The organism is Streptomyces sp. NPDC033270 (genome assembly GCF_055576575.1).
In genome coordinates, this window is sequence record NZ_JBVIRA010000015.1 from 88,686 (window position 1) to 111,375 (window position 22,690).

General features: G+C 71.8%; 19 protein-coding genes. 11 read left to right on the plus strand and 8 right to left on the minus strand.

The features are described 5' to 3' along the window. Positions 1 to 267: 267 nt before the first annotated feature. From ACZ5XZ_RS21525 to ACZ5XZ_RS21555, 7 genes are all read left to right on the plus strand, one after another. Positions 268 to 3,432 carry an alpha-N-acetylglucosaminidase gene (locus tag ACZ5XZ_RS21525; protein WP_468980544.1) on the plus strand — a complete coding sequence of 1,055 codons (3,165 nt, stop codon included), beginning with the start codon at positions 268 to 270 and terminating at the stop codon, positions 3,430 to 3,432. 48 nt (positions 3,433 to 3,480) lie between these two features. Further along, entirely contained in the window at positions 3,481 to 3,711 is a 231-nt protein-coding gene (locus ACZ5XZ_RS21530) for a DUF397 domain-containing protein (RefSeq protein WP_468980334.1), read from the plus strand. A gap of 140 nt (positions 3,712 to 3,851) precedes the next feature. Next, positions 3,852 to 5,822, plus strand: coding sequence for a hypothetical protein (locus ACZ5XZ_RS21535; protein ID WP_468980337.1), 1,971 nt, complete (start codon positions 3,852 to 3,854; stop codon positions 5,820 to 5,822). A gap of 97 nt (positions 5,823 to 5,919) precedes the next feature. Further along, positions 5,920 to 6,834 carry a metal-dependent hydrolase gene (locus ACZ5XZ_RS21540; protein WP_468980338.1) on the plus strand — a complete coding sequence of 305 codons (915 nt, stop codon included), beginning with the start codon at positions 5,920 to 5,922 and terminating at the stop codon, positions 6,832 to 6,834. Between the two features lies 1 nt (position 6,835). Continuing rightward, a complete protein-coding gene (locus ACZ5XZ_RS21545) occupies positions 6,836 to 7,933 on the plus strand; it encodes a PDR/VanB family oxidoreductase (RefSeq protein ID WP_468980340.1) in 1,098 nt (365 codons plus the stop codon). Positions 7,934 to 7,990: 57 nt separating this feature from the next. Beyond that, entirely contained in the window at positions 7,991 to 8,698 is a 708-nt protein-coding gene (locus ACZ5XZ_RS21550; protein ID WP_468980343.1) for a TetR/AcrR family transcriptional regulator, read from the plus strand. A gap of 485 nt (positions 8,699 to 9,183) precedes the next feature. After that, positions 9,184 to 9,702, plus strand: a complete 519-nt coding sequence (locus tag ACZ5XZ_RS21555; RefSeq protein WP_468980346.1) for a GNAT family N-acetyltransferase — start codon at positions 9,184 to 9,186, stop codon at positions 9,700 to 9,702. A gap of 19 nt (positions 9,703 to 9,721) precedes the next feature. Here the strand turns inward: ACZ5XZ_RS21555 and ACZ5XZ_RS21560 are convergent, their stop codons facing one another. After that, a complete protein-coding gene (locus ACZ5XZ_RS21560) occupies positions 9,722 to 9,946 on the minus strand; it encodes a hypothetical protein (RefSeq protein WP_468980348.1) in 225 nt (74 codons plus the stop codon). Positions 9,947 to 10,045: 99 nt separating this feature from the next. Beyond that, complete coding sequence (gene pulA / locus ACZ5XZ_RS21565; RefSeq protein ID WP_468980350.1) at positions 10,046 to 12,706, minus strand: pullulanase-type alpha-1,6-glucosidase; 2,661 nt, start codon at positions 12,704 to 12,706, stop codon at positions 10,046 to 10,048. Between the two features lie 244 nt (positions 12,707 to 12,950). Between pulA and ACZ5XZ_RS21570 the strand changes: the two genes are divergently transcribed. Beyond that, on the plus strand, positions 12,951 to 13,814 hold the full coding sequence (locus ACZ5XZ_RS21570) for an SAM-dependent methyltransferase (RefSeq protein WP_468980352.1): 864 nt from the start codon (positions 12,951 to 12,953) through the stop codon (positions 13,812 to 13,814). Positions 13,815 to 13,820: 6 nt separating this feature from the next. Here ACZ5XZ_RS21570 and ACZ5XZ_RS21575 read toward each other — a convergent pair whose 3' ends face one another. Next, positions 13,821 to 14,273 carry an ATP-binding protein gene (locus ACZ5XZ_RS21575; RefSeq protein WP_468980354.1) on the minus strand — a complete coding sequence of 151 codons (453 nt, stop codon included), beginning with the start codon at positions 14,271 to 14,273 and terminating at the stop codon, positions 13,821 to 13,823. Positions 14,274 to 14,435: 162 nt separating this feature from the next. On the opposite strand from ACZ5XZ_RS21575, the gene ACZ5XZ_RS21580 reads away from it, so the two are divergent. Together ACZ5XZ_RS21580 and ACZ5XZ_RS21585 are read left to right on the plus strand one after the other, a co-directional pair. Further along, entirely contained in the window at positions 14,436 to 15,278 is an 843-nt protein-coding gene (locus ACZ5XZ_RS21580; protein WP_468980357.1) for a helix-turn-helix domain-containing protein, read from the plus strand. Further along, a complete protein-coding gene (locus ACZ5XZ_RS21585; RefSeq protein WP_468980360.1) occupies positions 15,275 to 15,523 on the plus strand; it encodes a DUF397 domain-containing protein in 249 nt (82 codons plus the stop codon). The genes ACZ5XZ_RS21580 and ACZ5XZ_RS21585 overlap by 4 nt, the downstream gene beginning before the upstream one ends. A 3-nt stretch (positions 15,524 to 15,526) precedes the next feature. On the opposite strand, the gene ACZ5XZ_RS21590 is transcribed toward ACZ5XZ_RS21585, so the two are convergent. Next, positions 15,527 to 16,591, minus strand: a complete 1,065-nt coding sequence (locus ACZ5XZ_RS21590; RefSeq protein ID WP_468980362.1) for a LacI family DNA-binding transcriptional regulator — start codon at positions 16,589 to 16,591, stop codon at positions 15,527 to 15,529. Continuing rightward, positions 16,579 to 18,165 carry a glycoside hydrolase family 13 protein gene (locus ACZ5XZ_RS21595; protein ID WP_468980365.1) on the minus strand — a complete coding sequence of 529 codons (1,587 nt, stop codon included), beginning with the start codon at positions 18,163 to 18,165 and terminating at the stop codon, positions 16,579 to 16,581. Before ACZ5XZ_RS21595 ends, ACZ5XZ_RS21590 begins: the two co-directional genes overlap by 13 nt. Positions 18,166 to 18,311: 146 nt before the next feature. On the opposite strand from ACZ5XZ_RS21595, the gene ACZ5XZ_RS21600 reads away from it, so the two are divergent. Continuing rightward, a complete protein-coding gene (locus tag ACZ5XZ_RS21600) occupies positions 18,312 to 19,517 on the plus strand; it encodes an RNA-guided endonuclease InsQ/TnpB family protein (RefSeq protein WP_468980368.1) in 1,206 nt (401 codons plus the stop codon). 13 nt (positions 19,518 to 19,530) lie between these two features. Here ACZ5XZ_RS21600 and ACZ5XZ_RS21605 read toward each other — a convergent pair whose 3' ends face one another. Genes ACZ5XZ_RS21605 through ACZ5XZ_RS21615 form a run of 3 tightly spaced genes read right to left on the minus strand, consistent with a single transcriptional unit; the run spans position 19,531 to position 22,570 of the window. Continuing rightward, positions 19,531 to 20,358, minus strand: a complete 828-nt coding sequence (locus ACZ5XZ_RS21605; protein ID WP_468980370.1) for a sugar ABC transporter permease — start codon at positions 20,356 to 20,358, stop codon at positions 19,531 to 19,533. A 2-nt stretch (positions 20,359 to 20,360) separates the two neighbouring features. Further along, positions 20,361 to 21,296 (minus strand): carbohydrate ABC transporter permease, encoded by a 936-nt coding sequence (locus ACZ5XZ_RS21610; protein ID WP_468980372.1) that lies wholly within the window; start codon positions 21,294 to 21,296, stop codon positions 20,361 to 20,363. Continuing rightward, positions 21,293 to 22,570, minus strand: coding sequence for an extracellular solute-binding protein (locus tag ACZ5XZ_RS21615; RefSeq protein ID WP_468980375.1), 1,278 nt, complete (start codon positions 22,568 to 22,570; stop codon positions 21,293 to 21,295). The genes ACZ5XZ_RS21610 and ACZ5XZ_RS21615 overlap by 4 nt, the downstream gene beginning before the upstream one ends. Between the last annotated feature and the right edge of the window lie 120 nt (positions 22,571 to 22,690).

The window sequence follows — 22,690 nt, forward strand, 5'->3', positions numbered from 1 at the left end:
CCGCAGGACGGAGTCCGGAGGGCCGCACCCGCTGCCGAAAACGCCCCGCGCAGCGGCAACCAGCCCGCCGCAGGCGCCACGGCGCGAAAGCCAACAACGTGGGCCGCAGCAAAGCGCAGCGGACGGGCGACAAACCACCACGGCGGGAAAGCCAAAAACGTGGGAAGCAGCAAGGCGCAGCCGACAACGTGGTAGGCAAGCCAAGCGCAGCGGAAACCACCGAACCGTGGGGGACACGTGAGCCGACCGTCACCATCACGACGCGCACTGCTGGGGACCGCCGGGGCAATCGGCGCGGGGGCGGTGCTCGGAGCGGCCGCGCCGGGGTGGGCTGGGCCAGGGCGGGGCGCCAGGCGGGCACCGGCGGCCGCCTACGACGTCGCGCCGGTGCGGGCCGCACTGGCGCGTCTGCTGCCCGGCCACGCCGACCAGTTCGAGCCGGTGCCGCTCGTCGCCGACGGCGGCACCGATCGCGGCACCGATCGCGGCACCGACCGCTTCCGGGTGACCGGGCGGGCGGGCCGGATCACCGTCGCCGGGACGACGCCCGCGGTGCTGCTGACCGGCGTCAACTGGTATCTCAAATACACCTGCCGGGCCCATCTGTCCTGGGCCGGGGACCAGCTGGAGCTGCCGGATGTGCTGCCCGCCCCGGACGCCCCCGTCGAGCGTGCCACCTCGCTGCCGCACCGCTTCGCGCTCAACGACACCCACGACGGCTACACCGCCCCGTACGCGGACTGGCCGCGCTGGGAGCGGCTGATCGACGTGCTGGCGCTGCACGGGGTGAACGAGGTGCTGGTCACCCCTGGTGCCGAGGCCGTCTACCACCGGCTGCTGACCGACTTCGGCTACTCCGACGTCGAGGCCCGCGGCTGGCTGCCGGCGCCCTCCCACCAGCCGTGGTGGCTGCTGCAGAACATGAGCGGCTACGGCGGACCGGTGAGCCACCGGCTCCTGGGCAGGAGAGCCGCGTTGGGGAGACGGATCTGCGACCGGCTGCGTGAGCTGGGCATGCGTCCGGTGCTGCCCGGCTACTTCGGCACCGTCCCCGGCGGTTTCGCCGATCGGAATCCCGGCGCCCGCACCGTGCCGCAGGGCACCTGGTCGGGCCTCGCCCGACCCGACTGGCTCGACCCGCGCAGCCCGGTCTTCGCCGCGGTGGCCGCCGCCTTCTACCGCCACCAGGAGCAACTCCTGGGCCCGGCCGACCACTTCAAGATGGATCTGCTGCACGAGGGCGGCGACCCCGGGGACGTACCGGTGGCGGACGCCGCGCGCGCCGTCGAGAAGGCCCTGCGCACCGCTCGCCCGGAGGCCACCTGGGTGATCCTGGGCTGGCAGGACAACCCGCGGCGGGACCTGCTGGACGCCGTCGACCACGACCGGATGCTGATCGTGGACGGCCTCAGCGACCTGGACAGCGTCACCGACCGCGAGCGGGACTGGGGCGGAGTGCCCTACGCCTTCGGCTCCATCCCCAACTTCGGCGGCCGCACCACCCTCGGCGCGAAGACGCACATCTGGGCGGAGCGCTTCACCGCCTGGCGTGACAAGCCGGGCAGCAGGCTCGTCGGCACCGCGTACATGCCGGAGGCCGCCGAGCGCGATCCGGCGGCCTTCGAGCTGTTCAGCGAACTGGCCTGGCGGGAGCGCCCGGTGGACCGGGCGGCCTGGTTCGACGGCTATGCCGACCTGCGCTACGGCGCCCGCGACGACCGGGCCCGCGCCGCGTTCGCCGCGCTGCGCACCAGCGCGTACGAGATCGCCAGCCAGGACGGCCGGCCGCACGACTCGATCTTCGCCGCCCGGCCCAGCCTGGCCGCCCGCTCCGGCACCACGTACGCCACCCACTCCCCCGCCTTCGATCCGGCCGCGTTCGACGCCGCGTTCGCCGCGCTGCTGCGCGTCCGCCCCGCGCTGCGCGGCAGCGACGCCTACCGCCACGACCTGACCGACGCGGCCCGCCAGGCCCTGGCCAACCGGTCCTGGCAGCTGATCGGGCAGCTCCAGGACGCCTACCGGCGCAAGGACCTGGCGGCCTTCGGCGCGCTGTCCGGGCTGTGGCTGCGGCTGATGCGGCTGAGCGAGGAGGTCGCCGGCGCGCACCGGCGGTTCCTGCTCGGGCCCTGGCTGGCGGATGCCGAGGCGATGGCGTCCGACGAGGAGGAGGCGGCGCAGCTGGTACACAGCGCCCGCGCGCTGATCACCACCTGGGCGGACCGGCCCACTGCCGACGGCGGCAGGCTCGCCCACTACGCCAACCGCGACTGGCACGGCCTGATCGCCGATGTCCATCTCCCGCAGTGGCAGGCGTACTTGGACGAGCTGGCGGACGCGCTGGCCGCGGACCGGCCGCCCAGGACCTTCGACTGGTACGCCGTCGAGGAGCCCTGGACCCGCGAGCGCAAGAGCTATCCGCTGCGCCCCACCGCCGATGCCCACCGCACCGCGCGCCGGGTCCACGACATCCTGGCCAAGGCCCCCTACCAGGGCACGGTCACGCTCACCGCCGCCCCCTCCGCGCTGCCGCCGGGCGGCCGTGCCACGGTCACCGCGGCGCTGCGCAACGTCAACGGGCTGCGGGCGACCGGCCGGGTCGACTTCGCACTGGACGGTCTCGACGCCACCGCCTCGGGCCCGGTGTCCCTGCCGTCGATCCCGCCCGGCGGCACCGGCCGGGCCCGCTGGCGGGTCACCGCCCCGGCCGGTCCGCCGACCGCCCCGCTGCGGCCGCTGCCGTACGGCCTGAGCGTCGCGTACGGCCCCCGGGGCGAGCCGCGGGTGCGGGCCGAGCGGCACGGCGCGCTCTTCGTCGCCGGACCGCTCGATGCCGACCTGGAGACGGTGACGACGAACGCCGCGGTCTTCGGCCAGTTGGACGACCGCTTCGCGATCGACGGCGCGGGCGCGGACCTGTGGAAGGCCACCGCCGAGTTCGGCGCGGTCTTCCGGCCGGGTGCGCTGGCCGCCGGCGGGTTGGTGACGGTCGAGGTGACGGGGCAGGGCGCGATCGGCCCCTGGGCCCGCGCCGGCCTGATCGTCCGCAACCGCCTCGCCCCCACACCCGCCCCGGGCTCGCCGGACGGGCGCGGCTTCCTCAACCTCTCGGTGACCCCCGGCAACGGCGTGGTGCTGTCCTACGACGCCGACGGCGACGGCACCCTGGACACCTACCGGCGACTGGCCGGCGTCACCACACCCGTGCTGCTGCGGCTGCGGCGCGGCGCCGACGACGGCCCGCGCCCGGGTACGTACGGTACGTACACCGGGTCCTGTTCCCCCGACGGCGGTGCGACCTGGCGTGAGATCGCCACCGTCGCCGTCCCCGGAGCGGCCCCGCGCCAGGACACCGGACTGCACCAGTGCGCCGCCAACTCCGCCTCCGGGGAACGCGGTACGGCCGAGTTCCGCCGCTGGAAGCTCACCTGACCATTGCGTACGCTGACCGCAACGGTCCACGAGCGAGGGGAACACGGTATGAGTGCCGCAGCTGAGAAGGAGTGGCTCTACGCCCTCGACATCACCGACGCCACCTGGCAGCGCCCGCCGGACAGCGCCGAAGAGGCGGTGGAGATCGCCTTCCTGGAGCGCGGTGCGGTGGCCATGCGCAACTCCATGGACCCCGATGTGGTACTGCGCTACACCGAGGCGGAGTGGCGGGCCTTCGTACTCGGCGCGCGGGACGGCGAGTTCGACCTGCAGCAGTAGCGGCGGCCGGTACGGCAGTCATGCGGCCACCGCGGTCGGTCCACCGCGGTGGCCGCGGCCATGTCGGGCGCCCGCTCGGCGACCGTCCGGGCGCCCGGTCACACCGGTGACCATCGCAGGATTCACTCGTTTCACCGAACGTGAAGCAGCAGCTGCAGGCGCCCTCCCCCCGTCCGGACCGCTCCGACCCCAGCGGCCTCGCCGACCTCGGTGATGTCATCGACGTCGAGCAGGCCGAGGCGGCGCTGGTCGAGCACTACCCCCGGCTGGTCCGGCTGGCCTACCTCGTCCTGCCGCCCGGCCGGAGCCGCAGCCGACGGGTGCTGGCCGCGCACGGCGTGGTCCAGCGCGCCCTGCCGCGCCAGCGCGCCTCCACCCGCGGCCTCGGCCTGCCCACCCAGCGGGCCGGCACGGAGGCGGCGATCGACCCCGGCTACGCCTTCGTACGACTGCGGGTCCTGCGCGCCGCGATCGCCGCCGGGCGCGCCCGCCGCCTGCCCACCCCGCCGCCGCTGCTCCCCCAGGTCTGGGGCCTGAGCCTGTTCCCCCGTTCCGGCGGCGCGGACGAACTCGCCCTGGACCAGGCGCTGTCGGCGCTGTCCGGGCCGGGCCGGGCGGCGTTCGTGCTGCGGGATCTGGAGCGGCTGAGCGCGCCCGAGGCGCGCCGGGTGCTGGAGGCCGCCGGGGTCGCGGACCCGCGGGACGCGCTGGACGAGGCGGAGGAGGCCGAGACGCCGGCCGGCAGCCGGGACCGGTCGCTGCTGGAGTCACCGGAGTTCGACGCGTGCGCGCTGCAGGCCCGGCCGACGGATCTGATCCGGCGGCGGCAGCACGGCCGCGCGGTGCTGGCGGCGGGCGCTGCGGTGCTGGTGTGCGGGGCGCTGCTGGGGCTGCCGGGCGACGGCTGGGGCCCGGACGGCGCCGCCGCCCCGGAGTACGCGCGAAGCGCCGCGGCCGAAGCCGCCCTGGACCCCGGCAAGTTGACCGTGGCCGCGGCGTCCGCCTGGCGGACCGCCGCCCGCCAGGACTTCGCCGCCTGGCCGGCCCGTGGTGACCGCGTGCACGACAAGGCGCTGCTGCGCCGCGCACTGGCCGTATGGGCCAGGCCGGGAGCCGGGGTACCGGTCTCGGCGACGCCCGGCACCCCGGCCGGCCCGGCCGCGGGACCCGCCCAGCTGCTGTTCGCCGGGGTGGTGGACCACGCGGTGGTGGTGCTCTTCCACGACGGGCTGCGTGTGGTGCGCTACGCGGAGTCGGCGGACGGCGAGGGGCAGTCCGAGGGCACGGGCGCGGCGCTGGACTTCGCCCGTACGGACGGCGCGGCGGTCGACTCGGCGAGCGCGCTGGTGGTCAACCGCACCGAGGGAAATGTCCGCTATCTGACGGCCCCTTGGGTGCAGCGGGCCCGGCTGGTCGATCTGCTGAAGCCGGACGCGGCGGGCGAGGCCACCCGCATCGACGCCCACGGGGTGACCGCGCCCGTGCCCGCGCCGCGGCCCACCGAGACGTGCACGACCTGGCCGGCGCTACGCATGGGCGGCCGGCTCCTGACCGATCTCGGCGAGCTGGCCCCGGCCCGGCTGACGTACGGCACCCCGCGCAAGCCGGGCGAGGTGGCCGCCCCGCAGGCCAGGACGGCCTGGGCCAGGACGGCCTGCCAGCTGGCCGCGGTCCGCGGCCAGGGCGTCCGTGCGGTGAACTCCTGGGAGTTCGCCCGGCAGCCGCTCCCCGGTGGTGCGGGCGAAGCGGCCTGGCTGTGCACCCGCGCCGAGACCTGGCGCGGCCCGGGCAGCCGGACGACGGCCCAGATCCAGACTCCGGCGCCGACCGGCCGGCCGTACGCACCGGGCGTGGTGGCGGCCCGCGCCGAGGGCGGTACGGCCTGCGGTCCGCGGGCGCCCCGCGCCCTGGCCGGGGTGCTGTGGAAGGGCGCGGACGGCCGGCGGTGGCTGCTGGCGGCGGGCAGCGAACAGGTCGCGTCGATCAGTGTGACCGGCAAGGTGCGGGGTCAGGCGCCCGGCCGGCTGCTGTCGCTGCCCGCGAAGGAGGGCGACCGGGCGGAGCTGGCGGGCCGGCTGGTGAACGGCAGGAAGATCGGGGCGCTGGGCTGACGGTCCCGGCGGGTGCGCCCGCGTCCGCCGGGAAATTGGTCGAGCTTTCGCCGTCCGAGGGGTACCGGCATTCCTTACCCGTCAGTACATTGACGCCATGTCTAATACGGCCTCGCTGCGGCCCCAGGCGGTCGCGTCCGAGCACATCCCGCTGAAGCCCCGCAACGTCGCCTTCGACTGGGCCGACACCCCGCTGCACTGGATACCCGGCGATCCGGCCAGCACCCACACGATCAACGTGCTGCATCTGCTGCTGCCGGCCGGCGAGCGCTGGTTCGTGCGGGTCTACAAACAGGTCCTGCCCTACATCCGCGACGAGCGACTGCGCACGGACGTCATCGGCTTCATCGGGCAGGAGGCCATGCACGCACAGGCCCACGACGAGGTGCTGCCGCATCTGAAGGAGCGGGGGCTGGACCCGACCCCGTACACGGCGCAGGTGGACTGGCTCTTCGAGAAGCTGCTCGGCGACCGGACCCTGCCGCCGGGCCGGGCCCGCAAGTGGTGGCTGCTGGAGCGGGTCGCGACGATCGCCGCCATCGAGCACTACACCGCGTTCCTGGGCGACTGGGTGCTCAACGCCGAGGCGCTGGACGCCAGGGGCGCCGATCCGACGATGCTCGACCTGCTGCGCTGGCACGGCGCGGAGGAGGTCGAGCACCGGTCGGTGGCGTTCGACCTCTTCATGCACCTGGACGGCGGCTACCGGCGGCGGGTCCGCACCTGGGCCACGGCGTTCACCGCGCTGGTGTTCCTGTGGCAGCGCGGTACCCGCTTCTTCATGGAGAACGACCCCTCGCTGGTCGACGGCAGGGCCAGCTTCCGGGAGTTCTTCCGCGCCGGCCGGCAGGGCGTGCTGCCGACCGCGGGAGCCATGGCGCGCTCCATACCGCAGTACCTCAGCCGCACCTACCACCCCTCACAGCACGGCAGCACCACACAGGCCGTCGCCTACCTCGCCGGCTCCCCCGCCGCGACCGCGGCCGAGGCCCGCACCGCCGGAGGTGCCTGAGATGCCCCGTATGCGGACGTTCGTGATGGCCGGTGCGGCGCTGCTGGTCGCCCGGAGGACGCTGCGCCGGCGGGTCAAGGCGTCGCCGCTGTGGCCGATGCCCGCGCTGGAGGAGCCCGTCTCGGGCAGGGGCCGCGACGGCGCCACCCAGGGCTCGGGCGTACGGCAACTGACCGTGGTGGAGCGGACCACGGAGGCCGAGGGGGTCGTACGGCTACGGCTGGCGGGCGCGCAGCTGCCGGCGTGGGAGCCCGGGGCGCATCTGGACCTGGTGCTGCCGTCGGGGGCGGTACGCCAGTACTCGCTGTGCGGGGACCCCGCGACGCCCGATGCGTACACCATCGCCACCCGGCTGATCGAGGACGGCCGGGGCGGCTCGCGCGAGGTGCACGAGGCGCTGCACGAGGGGACGGTGGTGCAGGCGCGCGGGCCGCGCAACCGCTTCCCGCTCCACGACAGCCATGCCTATGTCTTCATCGCGGGCGGCATCGGCATCACGCCGATCCTGCCGATGGTCCGGCAGGCCGAGCGCGAGGGGGTGCCCTGGCAGCTGGTGTACGGCGGGCGGTCGCGGGCCTCGATGCCGTTCCTGGCGGAGATCGAGAAGCTGGCGGGGGCCGGCGCCGACCGGGTGACGGTGGTCGCCGAGGACGAGGACGGGCGGCCGGACCTGGCGGCGGTGCTCGCCGGTGCGCCGCCGCACGCGGCCGTCTACTGCTGCGGGCCCGAGCCGCTGATGGCCGCGGTCGAGGCGCTGCTGCCGACCGTGTCGGAGGGACTGACGCTGCACACCGAGCGGTTCGCCCCGGTCGCCGACGCGCCGTCCGGCCAGAACGCGCCGTTCGAGGTGGAACTGCGCCGCACCGGCCGCACGGTCACGGTCGCCGCGGACACCAGCGCGCTGCGGGCGATCCGCGACCAGGCGCTGCCCGACCTCCCGTACTCGTGCGAGCAGGGCTTCTGCGGCACCTGCCAACAGCGGGTGCTGTCCGGTGAGGTCGACCACCGCGACGAGCTGCTGACCGACGCCGAGCGCGCGGACTCGCTGCTCATCTGCGTCTCGCGCGCCCGGGGCGGAGGCCTGGTGCTCGACCTGTGACGACTTCGCGTCCTCGCGCGATTCCGTGCCGCGCTCCGGATGGTTAGGCTGGTCCGCATGACGACCGGGGCACGACGCAGGATGGGCGTCGAGGAGCGGCGTGATCAGCTGATCGCGGTCGCCCTCGATCTGTTCAGCCACCGTTCCCCCGAGGACGTCTCGATCGACGAGATCGCCGAGGCGGCCGGCATCTCGCGGCCGCTGGTCTACCACTACTTCCCCGGCAAGCGGCAGCTGTACGAGGCCGCGCTGCGGCGGGCCGCCGAGGAGCTGACGTCCCGGTTCGTCGAGCCGCACGAAGGCCCGCTCGGTACCCGCCTGTTGCGCGTGATGGAGCGTTTCTTCGACTTCGTCGAGGTGCACGGCCCCGGCTTCTCGGCGCTGATGCGCGGCGGTCCGGCGGTCGGCTCGACCCGGGCGAACGCGATGATAGACGGGGTGCGGCAGGCCGCGTACGAGCAGATAGTCGCCCATCTGGACGTCCCCGACCCCACCCCGCGGCTGGAGTTGGTCGTACGCTCGTGGATCTCGCTGGCCGAGACCACCGCGCTGCTGTGGCTGGACCGGCGCGGCATCCCACGGACCGAGCTGGAGCGGCAGCTCGTCCACGATTTCGCGGCGCTGGCGGCGGTGAGCGCGGCCTACGACGAGCGGATGGCGCAGGTCGTGCGCCGAATGCTGGCCGACGAACCGGCGGACGGGATGTTCGCGGATCTGGTGGGTCGACTTATGGCGCTTCCCGCGCCGTCCGCTGCGCTTAGCTGAGCTCCCACGTTGTCGGCTTTCCCGCCCCTTCGCTGCGCTTTGCTGCTTCCCACGTTGTTGGCTTTCCCGCCGTTGCGCCTGCGGCGGGCTGGGTGCCGCTGCGCGGGGCGTTTACGGCAGCGGGTGCGCCCCTCCGGACTCCGTCCTGCGGTCCGCCCCCTCCCGTGGGTGGGGGAAGGAGACCGGTGGGCCTGAACGTCAGCGTTCGTGTGCCGGTAGCCGACGGACGGGGCCCGCCCCCACCGGCCTGTTCACCATCCACTCACGGGAGGGGACAGACCGTAGGACGAAGTCCGTAGGGCTGTCACCGCAGCCGACAAACAACCGCCCGCCGCAGGCGACACGGCGCGAAAGCCAGACAGTTCGGCCGCAGCAAAGCGCAGCGGAGGGGCCGCAGGCGCAACGGCGACAAACCACCACGGCGGGAAAGCCAAAAACGTGGGAGGCAAGCCAAGCGCAGCGAACCGGTTGGGAGAATCCGGCTCATGAACGAGATCACGTTTCGACTTGCCCGCGCCGGTGCCGATCTGGCCGCCCTGGTCGCGCTGTACGACTCCGCCGCTCGCTGGATGCAGGCGTCGGGGATCGACCAGTGGAAGCCCGGCGGGAAGGACGAGGCGCACTTCCGGCGGCGGATGGCGGACGGCGAGGTCTGGCTCGCGGAGGCCGGTGGGGGGATAGCGGGCGCCTTCGAGCTGTGGTGGAACGACGAGCCCGCGTGGGGGCCGCAGCCGCCGGAGGCGGGCTATGTGCACCGGCTGATGGTGGACCGCGGACGGGCGCCGGCCGGGACCGGGCGGGCGATGCTGGCGCACGGTGAGCGGCGGATCGCGGAGGCGGGGCGGCGGTGGGCGCGGCTGGACTGCGTCTCGTCCAATCCGCGGCTGCGTACGTACTACGAGGCCGCGGGGTACACGGTGGTCGGGGAGCAGCCGTTCAAGGAGGACAACAACGGCGGCAGTCCCTACGGTGTCACCCTCCTGGAGAAGCGGCTGGCCGGCTGAGCCGAGCCGCCCGGCGCTGTTACCGGGCGTTCCTCGGGTGCTGACGCGCCGCGCGTTCGTTGCCTCGTCGGTAGTTGCCCGTCCATCGGGCCATCACCAACTGGGCGTCGCCGGAGGTCACTTCCCGTAGGAACTGCTCGGCCCGGCCGCCCCGCAACACCGCTGCCCGCCGTCCGTGGTGCCGTACCACCACGGATCCGTCTCCCAGCTCGTCGTACACGAATCCCTGTGCGCTGCCCGGCACGCGCCGACACCCCCTGATCGCCCTTTATGTCGACGCCCATCGTGGTGCCTCGGCCGTCGTACCGCGATCTGTTTTCGCCGGGCCGGCTGCGGACACCCCCTAGCCCTGCGTGCCGCGGAAGACCGCGACGGTGCGTGCGGGCACGGTGAAGGTGCCGGAGGCGGGGGCGTAGGAGGCGGTGGCGGTGGTGCGGTCCGCGCCGTGGGCCTGGACGGGGTGGAGGGCGTAGGGCCGGCCGGCGAGGGTGGGGACGGTCTGGTGCTGCTGGTGGGGGGTGGCGTTGAAGACGATCACCAGGTCGGCGAGGCGCATGGTGATGACGCCGGGGGTCTCGTCCTTACCCGAGAGCGGGAAGGACAGTGCCTGCTGGACCGCCGCCGTGGTGGGCAGGCCGAAGGCCGGTTCGGTGGCGTGGATGCGGAGCAGGTCGCGGTAGGCCGCGGAGGCGCCGGTGATCTCGGCGCAGCCGGGGCGGAGCGCGGGATCGGCCAGCAGGGGCTTGGCGTAGGGCCACTTGTCCTTGTTGTCGGCGGCCGGGGGCAGTCCGCGGCCGAAGCCGTTGCCGTCGGCGCAGTTCCAGTGCAGGGCGTTGAACCAGTCGCCGCTGTTGAAGGAGTTGCGGTCCAGGGACTTGGAGCGCAGGAGGTCCGAACCGGCCTGGGAGAGTGCAGGGCCTTGCGAAAGGGCTGCGGTGGCCAGTGCAAGGACTTGCAGGCGGGAGCGGTCGGCGGCGCTGGTTCCTTGCGGAAGTTTGTAGGCCAGTGCGTCGTAGAGGGTCTCGTTGTCGTGCGCGTCGGTGTAGGCGAGAGCGTCGTCCGGGGCGGCCGCGTAGCCGGCCGGGGCGCCGTTGTAGTCGATCTGGGAGCCCTTGACGCGGCGGCCGGTGGTGTCGGTGAGGGTGTAGTCGGCGAGGTTGCCGGTGAGGCCGACCTTGATGAGGTCCTGGTAGTGCAGGAGACGGGCCCGCTGGGCAGCTGAATCTCCGTTGTCCGGCGAGGAGTTGGGGTCGGTGTACAGGCCGGTGGCGAAGCCCTGGACCCGGGGGTCGGCGTCGAAGGGGCCGCCGCCGCGCACCGCGTCGCGGGCCCGGTCGCTGAAGGTGGCGATGCCGGTGCCGGCCATGTTCCGCTGCGTGGCCTGGACGAACCGGGCGTCGTTCGCGGCCTCGCCGAAGTTCCAGCCCTCGCCGTAGAGGATGATCCGCTTGCCGTCGACGCCGTCCTTCGCCGGGGTCAGCGCGTCCAGGGCCTTGCGTACGGCGAGGATGTTGGCCTTGGGGTGGTGGCCCATGAGGTCGAAGCGGAAGCCGTCGATCTTGTACTGCCGGGCCCAGGTGACGACGGAGTCGACCACGAGCTTGCCCATCATGGTGTGCTCCGGTGCGGTGCCGGAGCAGCAGGTGGAGGTGGCCACGCCGCCGTCGTCGAGCAGCCGCTGGTAGTAGCCGGGGACGATGCGGTCCAGGACGGAGTGCGGGTCCTGGCCGCTCGCGGCGGTGTGGTTGTAGACGACGTCCATGACGGTGCGCAGTCCGGCGCCGTTCAGCCCCTGCACCATGCGGCGGAACTCGACGGTGCGGGCCGCGCCCTCCGGGTCCGAGGCGTAGGACCCTTCGGGGACGGTGTAGTGCAGGGGGTCGTAGCCCCAGTTGTAGGCGTCGCGGGCGGCGGACTGGGAGGTGCACTCCTGCTGGCGATCGGAGTCGGGGGCGTACGCGGTCAGGTCGCAGCCGGGCCGGTCCTGGTCGGCGCGCTTCTCCGGGACGGTCGCACCGTCGAAGACCGGCAACAGGTGGACGTAGGAGGTGCCGGCCGCGGCGAGGGACGTCAGATGGCGCATGCCGTCCGACCGCGCGTCGGCGAAGGCGAGGTACTGGCCGGGGTGGCGGGAGGTGCGGTCCTCGACGGAGAAGTCGCGCAGGTGCAGCTCCTGGATGCGGGCCCGGCGCAGCGGCACCGCGGCGGGCTTGCGCAGCGCCGCCCAGCCCTTGGGGGCGAGCTTCGGGTCACCGAGGTCGACGACGAGGCTGCGGCCCGAATCGGCGGTCAGCGCGGTGGAGTAGGGGTCGGTGACCTTGTTGGTGACGGTCTTGCCGACGGTGGGCGCCCAGACGGTGACGAGGTAGCGGTAGGGCTTGCCGACCCAGTCGCGCTGGCCCTGGGCACGCCAGACGCCGCTGCTGTCGTCGCGTCGCATCGGGACCGTGCGGCCGTCGAGTTCGAGGGAGACGGTGCGGGCGGTGGGCGCCCAGACGGAGAGGGTGGGGCGCCCGTGGTGGAACACCGGTCCCAGCGTGGCCTTTTGGGCGCGGGCGCCGTAGAGGTCGTCCAGGGCGCCGGGTATCTGTACGCCGGTCGTGGTGTCCCGCCCGTCCGCCGTGCGCTGGGTGGCGACGAGCCGTCCGCGCAGCGCGGTACGGGCCAGGTCCTGGTCGCGGGGGTCGACGGTGAAGGCCGGATACCCCGTCAGATGCGGATAGGCGGCGCGCTCGGCCGGGCTGAGCGACCCGGGCGTCAGCCGGATGCGATGTCTGGCCGGAGCCCCCTCCCCCACCCCGAACTCCAGCTGCGCGTCGGCGTGTTCGGCGCCCTTCCAGACCACGGTGTCGCGGTCGATCCACTGCGCCAGGGCCTGGTCCGGGCCGGCCGGGGCCGCCTGGGCGGGCGCTTGCGGGGACGAGACGAGCAGGGCCGCCGCGCCGACGGTCAGGGCCAGTGCGGCGGCCAGGTGCCGGCCGGCCCGGCGGGTGAGGGAGGACATGGCTCATGGTTCTATCCGCCCTGATTCCTTGTTGCAAGACCTTACGCAAAACATTGCAACGGTGTTACGTTCCTGCAGTAACGGTCCGGCCGGCCGGAGGTCCACAGCACAACGGGCCCTACGCGCCCGGCCGGTCGGACCGGCACCAAGGCGCGCCCGCTCCCCCTGCGCCCAGTTGGCGCATAGTCACCTATACCTGCAAGACGGGCGAATCACCCCCACGCGTCCGGGGAATCCCCCCACCATGATCAACAGCCCCGAGAACCACACCGGCAGCACACCGCACCACGACGACGCGACCCGCACCTACTACGACACCGCCGATGTCGACGCCTTCTACGACGCCGTCTGGGGCGGCGAGGACATCCACATCGGCATCTACGCCGACGCACACGAAGCGATCGCCGACGCCTCGCGCCGCACCGTCCAGCACGCCGCGGACAAGGCCGCCGACCTACTCGGCCCGCACGCCACCGTCCTCGACCTCGGCTCCGGATACGGCGGTTCCGCCCGTGCGCTGGCCGAACGCTTCGGCTGCCGCGTCGTGGCCCTCGACCTCAGCGAGGAGCACAACCGACGCCACCGCGCGGCCAACGCCCGGCGCGGCCTGGACGGCCTCATCGAGGTCGTCACCGGCTCCCTGGGCGACCTGCCCTACGAGGCGGAGCGCTTCGACGTCGTCTGGTCCCTGGAGGTCCTCAGCCATGTGCCGGACAAGCAGGGCGCGCTGACCGAGGCCGTACGCGTACTGAAGCCGGGCGGCGCCCTGGTCTTCTCGGACATCATGACGGACGAGAAGACCCCGCCGGAGGCCGTGCGCCCCGCGACCGCCCGGCTCTCCATGCCGGCCCTGGGGACACCGTCCCGGTATCTGGACCTGCTGTCCGACCTCGGCCTGAAGGCCGCCTACGAGGACCGCACCGCCGACATCGCCACCCACTACGCCCGCCTCGACGAGGAGGTCCACCGGCGCGCGGCCGAACTGCGCGAGGTCATCAGCCCGGCCTACGTCGACGAGCTGCTGGCCAACCTCCCCCTCTGGACGGACATCACCCGCCGGAACCTGCTGCGCTGGGGCATCTTCCACGCCCGTCGCCCGGCCGCCTGAGCCGCCTCAGCCGTCCGGGAGCTCCAGATCGGCCCGGACGATCTTGCCGACCGAGGGCCGGTCGAGGACGGTCCAGCAGGTGGCCAGCGCGGCGACGAGGATCAGTCCACGGCCGGTCTCGGAGTCGGGCGCGGGCGGCAGGAGCGTGCCGGGCCCCGGCGGGCGCCGCTCCGTACGGGTGTCGGCGACGTCGATCCTCAGGGTGCCCGGCCGCGACGGGCCCGGCAGCTGCAGGAGCCGCAGCTCGAAGTCCCGGCCGGGCACCCGGCCGTGGGTGGCCGCGTTCGCGGCGAGCTCCCCGACGATGACAGCGGCGGAGTCCGAGACCTCGCCGCCGTAGGGGAAGCCCCATACGTCGAGTTGCTGGACGGCGAGATAGCGGGCGAGACGGGCCCCACGGCGAGTGGCGCTGAAGCGCTGCGTGAACATACGCACGGTGACGGCGGCTTGGGCTGGCATGGGGCCAACGTTGCTGGCCAGCACCCTCGTACGCCACGGACTCGGCTCGTACTTCGGAAACTGTACGAGTGGAGTACGTGGACGGGTCGGGTAACAGGTCGTAACCATGGGTGACTTGCGGGGTCGTCAGCACCAGCGACAGCGACATCGGGAGCACCCGACATGGAAGACAGCACCACCGAGAACTACGACGGCGGCAGGCCCGAGCCCTCCGGAAGTCTGCGGACCTTCGGCGCCGTCTATCAAGGGTTCCGTGAGAACGCGGGATTCACGCAGGAGGGCCTGGCGCCGGTGATCGGGTACTCGGCGCACTACATCGGCTCGGTCGAGCAGGGCCGGCGCCTCCCGTCGAAGAAGTTCATCGACCGCTCGGAAGAGGCGCTCAACGCGAAGGGCGTACTGCGGAAGGCCGCCAAGCGGCTGTCGAAGCAGCCGGGACTGGCCCGGTGGTTCCGCGAGTGGGCGGAGCTGGAGAAACAGGCGATCAGTCTGTACACGTACGAGTGCCGACTCGTACCCGGGCTTTTACAGACGGAGGCGTATGCGCGGACGTTGTTCCACAACCGTGTCCCGCTGCTGTCCGAGGAGGAGGTGGAGATTCAGGTGGCCGCCCGTCTGGAGCGGCAGAAACTGCTGCGGGACCGACCGAACACGAGCTTCAGCTTCGTCATCGACGAGCATGTCTTCCAGCGCCCCACCGGCGGCGCGGACACCGTCCGGGAACTGATCGACCACGTGCTGGAGTGCATGACGCTCAGGAACGTGGAAGTGCAGGTGATGCCGCTGAAGTGCGGCGTGCACGCCGGTCTGAACGGGCCGATGCGGTTGCTGGAGACACCGGACAACCAGTGGTTCGGCTACTGCGAGGGGCAGGAGAGCAGCCAGTTCATCACCGACCCGCAGACGATCAGTACGCTCCATATGCGCTATGCGAAACTGCTTTCGCAGGCTCTCACCCCCGAAGACTCCGGGAGCCTGCTGAAGCAGATGCGAGGAGCGCTATGAGCACCCCCGAACTGGCCTGGTTCAAGAGCAGCTACAGCGGCAGCTCGGGCGACGACTGCGTAGAAGTCGCCCTCTCCTGGCACAAGTCCAGCTACAGCGGCGACGACTCCGGCGACTGCATAGAAATCGCCACCTGCCCCACCACCATCCACATCCGGGACTCCAAGGACAAGAGCGGCCCCCGGCTCAGCGTCCCGGCCCACGCCTGGGCGGCGTTCGTGTCGTACGCCGCCCAGGAGGGCTAGCCGTCACCCCGGGACCGGCCCCGTCGATCCCCGTACGACCAGCTCCGGCTGGAAGGTGAACTCGGTGCGCCGGGCCGGGCTCTCCCGGCCCTGTGCGCGGTCGTGGATCTCCTCGATCAGGGCGCCGACGGCGGCGGTCGCCATCGCCTGTACCGGCTGGCGCACGGTGGTCAGCGGCGGGTCGGTGAAGGCGATCAGCTGGGAGTCGTCGAAGCCGACGACGGAGAGCTGGGCGGGCACGTCCAGGCCCCGGCGGCGGGCCGCGCGTACGGCGCCCAGCGCCATCAGGTCGCTGCCGCAGACGATGCCGGTGCAGCCCTCGTCGAGGAGGGCGGCGGCCGCCGCGTCGCCGCCCTCGACGCTGAACAGGGTGTGCTGGACGAACCGTTCGGCCTGCCCCCTCGACAGGCCGAACGACTCACCCAGCGCCGCCACGAACCCCTCGGCCTTGCGGTGGGAGGGGACGTAGCGGACCGGGCCGACGGCCAGCCCGATCCGCTCGTGGCCCAGCTCGGCCAGGTGGCGTACCGCCATCCGGGCCGCCGCGCCGTCGTCGGGTGAGACGAACGGCGCGTCGATGTGCGCGTTGTAGCCGTTGATGAGGACGAACGGGACGCCCCGGGAGGCCAGGCGGGCGTAGCGGGCGGGGTCGGCGCGGGTGTCGGCGTGCAGGCCGGAGAGGAAGACGATGCCGGTGACGCCGCGTTCCTCCAGTTGCTCGACGAGTTCGTCCTCGGTGGCGCCACCCGGCATCTGGGTGCACAGCACCGGCGTATAGCCGTGGCCGGCCAGGGACTGTTCGATGATCTGGGCGAAGGCCGGGAAGATCGGGTTGGTCAGCTCCGGGATGACCAGGCCGACCAGGCCCGCGCTGCGGCGGTGCAGCCGTAACGGGCGCTCGTAGCCGAGGACGTCGAGCGCGGCGAGCACCCGGCGGCGGGTGCCCGCCGCCACCCCCGCCTTGCCGTTCAGCACCCGGCTGACGGTCGCCTCGCTGACCTCCGCCTGGGCGGCGATGTCGGCGAGCCGGGGGGTGGCGTGCTCGGGGGGCTGGGTCACTCCTGCCACCAGATGGTGGTGTCGGCGGGGAGGATGAAGTCGCCGTCCACCACGGGCAGTTGACCGGAGGAGAGGAGCGGGCGGCCGGGGGCGGGCAGCCGGGCCGGGGAGCCGGTCGTGTTGGCCGTGCAGACCAGGCCGCCCGGGCGCCGGAAGGCCAGGACGCCGTCGGGGGCGCCCTCCAGCCACTCGACCGCGTCGCCGGCGCCGAGGCCGGGGTGGGTGCGCCGCAGGGTCAGGGCGGTGCGGTAGAGCTCCAGGGTGGAGGCGGGGTCGCCGGTCTGGGCCTGGACGGTGAGTTCGGCCCAGTCGGCGGGCTGGGGCAGCCAGCTGCCGCCGTCGCCGAAGCCGTACGGCGCTGCCTGGCCGGACCAGGGCAGCGGCACCCGGCAGCCGTCGCGCAGGCCGTCCTGGCCGGTGGCGCGGAAGAAGGACGGGTCCTGGCGGACCTCGTCGGGCAGGTCGGTGACCTCGGGCAGGCCCAGTTCCTCGCCCTGGTAGACGTAGGCGGAGCCGGGCAGCGCCAGCATCAGCAGGGTGGCGGCGCGGGCGCGGTCCAGGCCGCCGCCGAGGCGGGTGCGGTGGCGTACGACGTCGTGGTTGGACAGCACCCAGGTCGTGGGGGCGCCGACGGGGCGCATGGCGTCCAGTGAGGCGTCGATGGCCTCCCGCAGCTCCTGCGCGTCCCACGTGGTGTTCAGGTAGTGGAAGTTGAAGGCCTGGTGGAGCTCGTCGGGGCGGAGGTAGAGCGCGGTGCGCTCGGCGGTGGGGGTCCAGGCCTCGGCGACGGCTATCCGCTCGCCCGCGTACTCGTCGAGGACGGTGCGCCAGGAGCGGTAGATGGCGTGCACGCCGTCCTGGTCGAAGAAGGGCAGGGTCTGGGTGCCGAGCAGGGTGAGCTGGTCGGCGCGGCCCATGTCGGGCAGGCCGGGGGCCTTGACCAGGCCGTGGGCGACGTCCACCCGGAAGCCGTCGACGCCCAGGTCCAGCCAGAAGCGCAGGATGGAGCGGAACTCGTCCTGGACGGCGGGGTGGTCCCAGTTGAAGTCGGGCTGTTCGGGGGCGAAGAGGTGCAGGTACCACTCGCCGTCGGGGACCCGGGTCCAGGCCGGGCCGCCGAAGAGGGACTCCCAGTCGTTGGGCGGCTCCTCGCCGTTCTCGCCGCGGCCCTTGCGGAAGTGGAAGCGCTCGCGGGCCGTGGAGCCGGGGCCCTCGGCCAGTCCGCGGCGGAACCACTCGTGCTGGTCGGAGCAGTGGTTGGGGACGAGGTCGACGATGATGCGCAGGCCGAGGCGGTGGGCCTCGTCGATCACCCCCTGGGCGTCCGCGAGGGTGCCGAACATCGGGTCGATGGTGCGGTAGTCGGCGACGTCGTAGCCGGCGTCGGCCTGCGGGGAGGCGTAGAACGGGCTCAGCCAGACGGCGTCCACGCCCAGGTCCCGTAGGTACGGCAGCCGGCTGCGGATGCCCGCCAGGTCGCCCATGCCGTCGCCGTTGCCGTCGGCGAAGCTGCGCGGATAGACCTGGTAGATCACCGCGTCGCGCCACCACCCGGTGGTGGGAGTGGCGAGGTGCTGGGTCATCCGGAACTCCTTGCGTGGAAAGCCTGGTCTTCAGACCGGGGGGAAGGGCCGCCATCGATCTGGAGCCACGTAGTGGCGGGGTCGGCGGCATGTGTGTTCGGGCCAAAGCTTGGCCGCTCACAGTTGACTTCACTAACGTGTGAGCCATGGCGGCTCCCGCCGTGAAAAGGGCGTTCAAGTACCGCTTCTACCCGAATGATGTGCAAGCAGCTGAACTGTCGCGCACATTCGGATGTGTGCGGAAGGTCTACAACCTGGCGTTGGCCGCGCGTACGGAAGCGTGGTTGCGGCGCGAGCGCGTGAACTATGTGCAGACTTCGGCGATGTTGACGGAGTGGAAGCAGTCCGAGGAGCTGGCATACCTGTCCGAGGTCTCTTCCGTCCCTTTGCAGCAATCGCTCCGTCACCTGCAAAGCGCGTTCGTCTCGTTCTGGGGGAAGCGGGCCCGGTATCCACGCTTCAAGTCGCGTAAGAGGTCCCGCGCCAGCGCTGAGTACACCCGGTCCGCGTTTCGCTTTCGAAACGGGGAACTGACGCTGGCGAAGATGACGGACCCGCTTGAGATCGTGTGGTCCCGTCCCTTGCCTGAAGGGGCGGAGCCAACGACGGTGACGGTATCCCGGGACGCGGCCGGGCGCTGGTTCGTGTCCGTGCTGTGCGACGACACCCCCGCCGCGATGCCCGCCGCTACGGCCGCGGTCGGCATCGACGCTGGAATCACGAGCCTGATCACCCTGTCCACCGGGGAGAAGATCGCCAACCCCCGCCACGAACGCAGCGACCGCACCCGGCTGGCCAGGGCACAGCGGGCTCTGGCCCGCAAGGCCGAGGGAAGCGCCAACCGGCACAAGGCCCGCCGCAAGGCAGCCAGGGTGCACGCTCGCATTACCGACCGGCGCAGGGACTTCCTGCAGAAACTGACCACTCGACTCGTGCGCGAAAATCAAACGCTCGTGATCGAAGACCTGGCCGTCCGCAATCTGATCAAAAACCACAAGCTCGCCCGCGCCGTCTCCGATGCGTCGTGGACCGAGCTGCGCAGCATGCTGGAGTACAAATGCGCCTGGTATGGGCGCAAGCTGGTCGCCGTCGACCGATGGTTCCCCAGCTCGAAATTGTGTTCCGCGTGCGGCACCATCGCGGCGAGCCTGCCGCTCAACGTCCGTATTTGGACGTGCAGCTGCGGAGCAACCCACGACCGGGACGTGAACGCAGCTGAGAACATTCTGGCCGCCGGGCTGGCGGTGACAGTCTGTGGAGACGGTGTGAGACCTCAACGGAGCACTCCTGAGAGGCAGCGGTCAGCGAAGCAGAAAAACCAACCCGCGAGGGAAGGAACCCCAGCCCTTTAGGGCAAGGGGGAAGTCAACCCTTGGTGGTGCCGGCGGTCAGTCCGGCGACGAGGTGGCGCTGGGCGAAGGCGAAGACGAGCGCGGCCGGTACCGCGATGATCACGGCGGCGGCGGTCATCGAACCCCAGTCGTTGGTGTACTGGTTGACGAAGGTCTGCAGCCCGCCGGCGAGCGTGAGGTTCTCCTCGCCGGTCATGAAGGCGGAGGCGTAGGCGACCTCGGCCCAGGCGGTGACGAAGGTGTAGAAGCCGGTGACGGCGAGGCCGGGGCGGGCCAGCGGCAGGACGAGCCGCCAGAAGGTGCCGAACGGGTTGAGGCCGTCGACCCGGCCCGATTCGTCGATCTCCACCGGGATGGTGTCGAAGAAGCCCTTCATCATCCAGGCGCAGAACGGCACGGCGATGGTCAGGTAGGTGACGACCAGGCCGGCCGGCTGGTTGAGCAGGCCGAGGCTCGCCAGCAGGTTGTACAGCGGCACGATCAGGACCGCGACCGGGAACATCTGGGTGATCAGCAGCAGCCACATCAGCGGGCGCATGCCGGGGAAGCGGAAGCGGCTGACGGCGTAGCCGGTGGTGGCGGCGATGAACACGCCGAGGACGGTGGTCAGCCCGACGATCACCACCGAGTTCCCGAACCAGGTCAGGAACTGTGTGTCGGCCAGTACATGGGTGTAGTTGGCGAGGGTGGGGTGGGATATGAGCCCGGTGGAGAAGGCGTCGTTGCGCGGTTTGAAGGAGGTGATCAGCAGCCAGAGGGGCGGGAAGACGGCCACGACGGCGGCGACGATCAGGCCCGCGTGCAGGCCGACCGAGCCCAGCGGGCTTCTCTTGTGACGCATGCTCACCACACCTCTCCCTGCTTGCGCAGCGCCCGGCGGTAGACGACCGCGACGGCCGAGAGCAGCAGCAGGATCAGTACGCCCCAGGTCGCGGACTCGGAGAAGTTGCGGGGGCTGTCGACGAAGGAGAGCCGGTAGGCGTAGGTCACCAGGATTTCGGTGGCGTCGCCGGGGCCGCCCCGGGTCAGCAGGAAGATCACCGGGAACATGTTGAAGGTCCAGATGGCGGAGAGCAGGATCACCGTGCTGCTGACGGCGCGCAGCCCGGGAAGGGTGATGTGGCGAAAGCGCTGCCAGGCGCTGGCGCCGTCCATCTCCGCGGCCTCGTACAGCTCGCCGGGTATGGACTGCAGGCCGCCGAGCAGGGCGACGAGCATGAAGGGCACGCCCAGCCAGACGTTGACGGCGATGACCGAGAGCTTGGCCCAGGTGGGGTCGTTGAGCCAGGGGACCGCGTCGATGCCACCGCCGGCCAGCAGCTTGTTGAGGATGCCGTTCTTCTCGTTGTAGAGCATCCGCCAGGTGAAGACGGAGATGAACGCGGGGACGGCCCAGGGCAGGATCAGCGCGAGGCGGTAGAAGGTGCGGCCGCGCAGCGTGCGGTTGAGCATGTTCGCGAGCGTGAGGCCGATCAGGAAGGTGACGCCCACGCAGGCGACGGTCCACAGGACGGTCCAGCCGAGGCGGTCCCAGAAGACGCCGTCGGAGAGGACCGCCCGGTAGTTGTCCAGGCCGGTGAACTTGTAGGTCGCGGGGATGTGGTTGACGCCGATGTTCCGCTCGACGTTGGCCTCATTGGCATCGGTGAGCGACAGGAAGACGCCGCGCACCAGCGGATAGCCGATGATCACCCCGATGACGAGTACCACCGGGGCGACCATCGTCCATGCGTACCAGTGAGTGCCGAGCGTCCGGCGCACCCGTACAGCAAGGGTCACTTGTAGTCCTTGAGCAGCTTCCGGTAGGCGTCGCCGGTCGCCTTGGCGGCCTGCTCGGGCGTGGCGGCGCCGGTGAGCACCTTGTTCATCTGGACCTTGATCGGCTCGAAGAGGGAGTTGCCCTCGGCGATCCAGGGGCGCTGGACGGCGCCGTCGACGGCCGGCTTGAAGAACTTGACCATCTCGTTGTTCTTGACGGCCGGTACGTCGTATACGGACTTGCGGGTCGGCAGCAGGCTGAGCTGCTCGGTGGTCTGCTGCTGGACCTTGGCCGAGCTCATGTACTTCACGAAGGCGTAGGAGGCCTGGAGGTTCTTGCTGCCGGCGTAGACCGAGAGGTTCCAGCCGCCCTGCGGGGAGCCCTGGGCGCTGCTGCCGCCGGGTACGGGGGCGACGCCGAGGTTGTCCTTGTCCTTGAAGGCCTTGCCGGCGCGGGCGCCCTCGATGTCCCAGGGGCCGTCGACGGCCATCGCGACGGTGCCGTCCTTGAGGGCCTTGAGCTGGTTCTCCTGGCCGTCGGTGGCGTCGGTGACCGCGGCCTTGGAGTCCACCAGGCTCTTGAGGGTCTTGAAGGCCTTGACGCCGGCGCCGTCGTCGATCTCGACGACCTTGTCGCGGGCGTTGACCAGGTCACCGCCCTCGCCGTAGAGGTAGGGCAGGAACCAGTAGGGGTCGTCGCCGCGCAGGTAGAGGGCGGTCGCGCCGGTCTTGGACTTGATCTTCTTGGCGGCGCCGGCCAGGTCGTCGAAGGTCTTGGGCACCTCGACGCCGGCGTCCTTGAGCAGCTTCTTGTTGTAGAAGAGGCCGAGGGTGTCGATGACCTGGGGTGCGGCGTAGGTCTTGCCCTTGAACTTGGTGGAGCCGAGGGCCTGGGGGAGGTAGTCGTCGGCCTTGTCGAGGGCGGGGGTGCCGTCGAGCGGGGCGAGGTAGCCGAGGTTGGCGAAGTCGGCGGTCCAGGCGACCTCGGTGCGCATCACGTCGGGGGCGCCGGAGTTGCCGCCGGCCGCGTTCTTGAACTTGGCGTTGGCGTCGCCGAAGGGGACGTTCACATATTTGACGTGGACCTTCGGGTGCTCCTTCTGGAAGCCCTCGGCAAGCTTGCGGTAGGTCGCCTTCTCGGCGTCGTTGGAGGTGTCCCAGAAGGTAACGGTTCCCGACAGTTCGCCCCCGCTGCTGTTGTTTTCGCCGTCACCTCCGCCACCGCATGCCGTTGCCGCCAGCGCCAGGCCCGCTACCAGCGCGCCGGCCGTGATGCCCCTTATGCCACGCCGCATGTGAACTCCTTAGGGAAATGCCTCAGATGGCGGTCAGGAACGTAACAGCGCTGCAAACAAATCGAAAGACCTTGCGGCAAATTGCTGCAAGATTGCTGGAAGGGATTGCAGCGGGATGTC

Excerpts from the sequence above, each read along its gene's own strand:
- ACZ5XZ_RS21555 (WP_468980346.1), top strand. The coding sequence starts at position 9,184 with ATGAACGAGATCACGTTTCGACTTGCCCGCGCCGGTGCCGATCTGGCC.
- ACZ5XZ_RS21600 (WP_468980368.1), top strand. The coding sequence starts at position 18,312 with ATGGCGGCTCCCGCCGTGAAAAGGGCGTTCAAGTACCGCTTCTACCCG.
- ACZ5XZ_RS21615 (WP_468980375.1), bottom strand. The coding sequence starts at position 22,570 with ATGCGGCGTGGCATAAGGGGCATCACGGCCGGCGCGCTGGTAGCGGGC.
- ACZ5XZ_RS21595 (WP_468980365.1), bottom strand. The coding sequence starts at position 18,165 with ATGACCCAGCACCTCGCCACTCCCACCACCGGGTGGTGGCGCGACGCG.
- ACZ5XZ_RS21540 (WP_468980338.1), top strand. The coding sequence starts at position 5,920 with ATGTCTAATACGGCCTCGCTGCGGCCCCAGGCGGTCGCGTCCGAGCAC.
- ACZ5XZ_RS21570 (WP_468980352.1), top strand. The coding sequence starts at position 12,951 with ATGATCAACAGCCCCGAGAACCACACCGGCAGCACACCGCACCACGAC.
- ACZ5XZ_RS21605 (WP_468980370.1), bottom strand. The coding sequence starts at position 20,358 with ATGCGTCACAAGAGAAGCCCGCTGGGCTCGGTCGGCCTGCACGCGGGC.
- ACZ5XZ_RS21545 (WP_468980340.1), top strand. The coding sequence starts at position 6,836 with ATGCCCCGTATGCGGACGTTCGTGATGGCCGGTGCGGCGCTGCTGGTC.
- pulA (WP_468980350.1), bottom strand. The coding sequence starts at position 12,706 with ATGTCCTCCCTCACCCGCCGGGCCGGCCGGCACCTGGCCGCCGCACTG.
- ACZ5XZ_RS21580 (WP_468980357.1), top strand. The coding sequence starts at position 14,436 with ATGGAAGACAGCACCACCGAGAACTACGACGGCGGCAGGCCCGAGCCC.
- ACZ5XZ_RS21550 (WP_468980343.1), top strand. The coding sequence starts at position 7,991 with ATGACGACCGGGGCACGACGCAGGATGGGCGTCGAGGAGCGGCGTGAT.
- ACZ5XZ_RS21575 (WP_468980354.1), bottom strand. The coding sequence starts at position 14,273 with ATGCCAGCCCAAGCCGCCGTCACCGTGCGTATGTTCACGCAGCGCTTC.
- ACZ5XZ_RS21585 (WP_468980360.1), top strand. The coding sequence starts at position 15,275 with ATGAGCACCCCCGAACTGGCCTGGTTCAAGAGCAGCTACAGCGGCAGC.
- ACZ5XZ_RS21530 (WP_468980334.1), top strand. The coding sequence starts at position 3,481 with ATGAGTGCCGCAGCTGAGAAGGAGTGGCTCTACGCCCTCGACATCACC.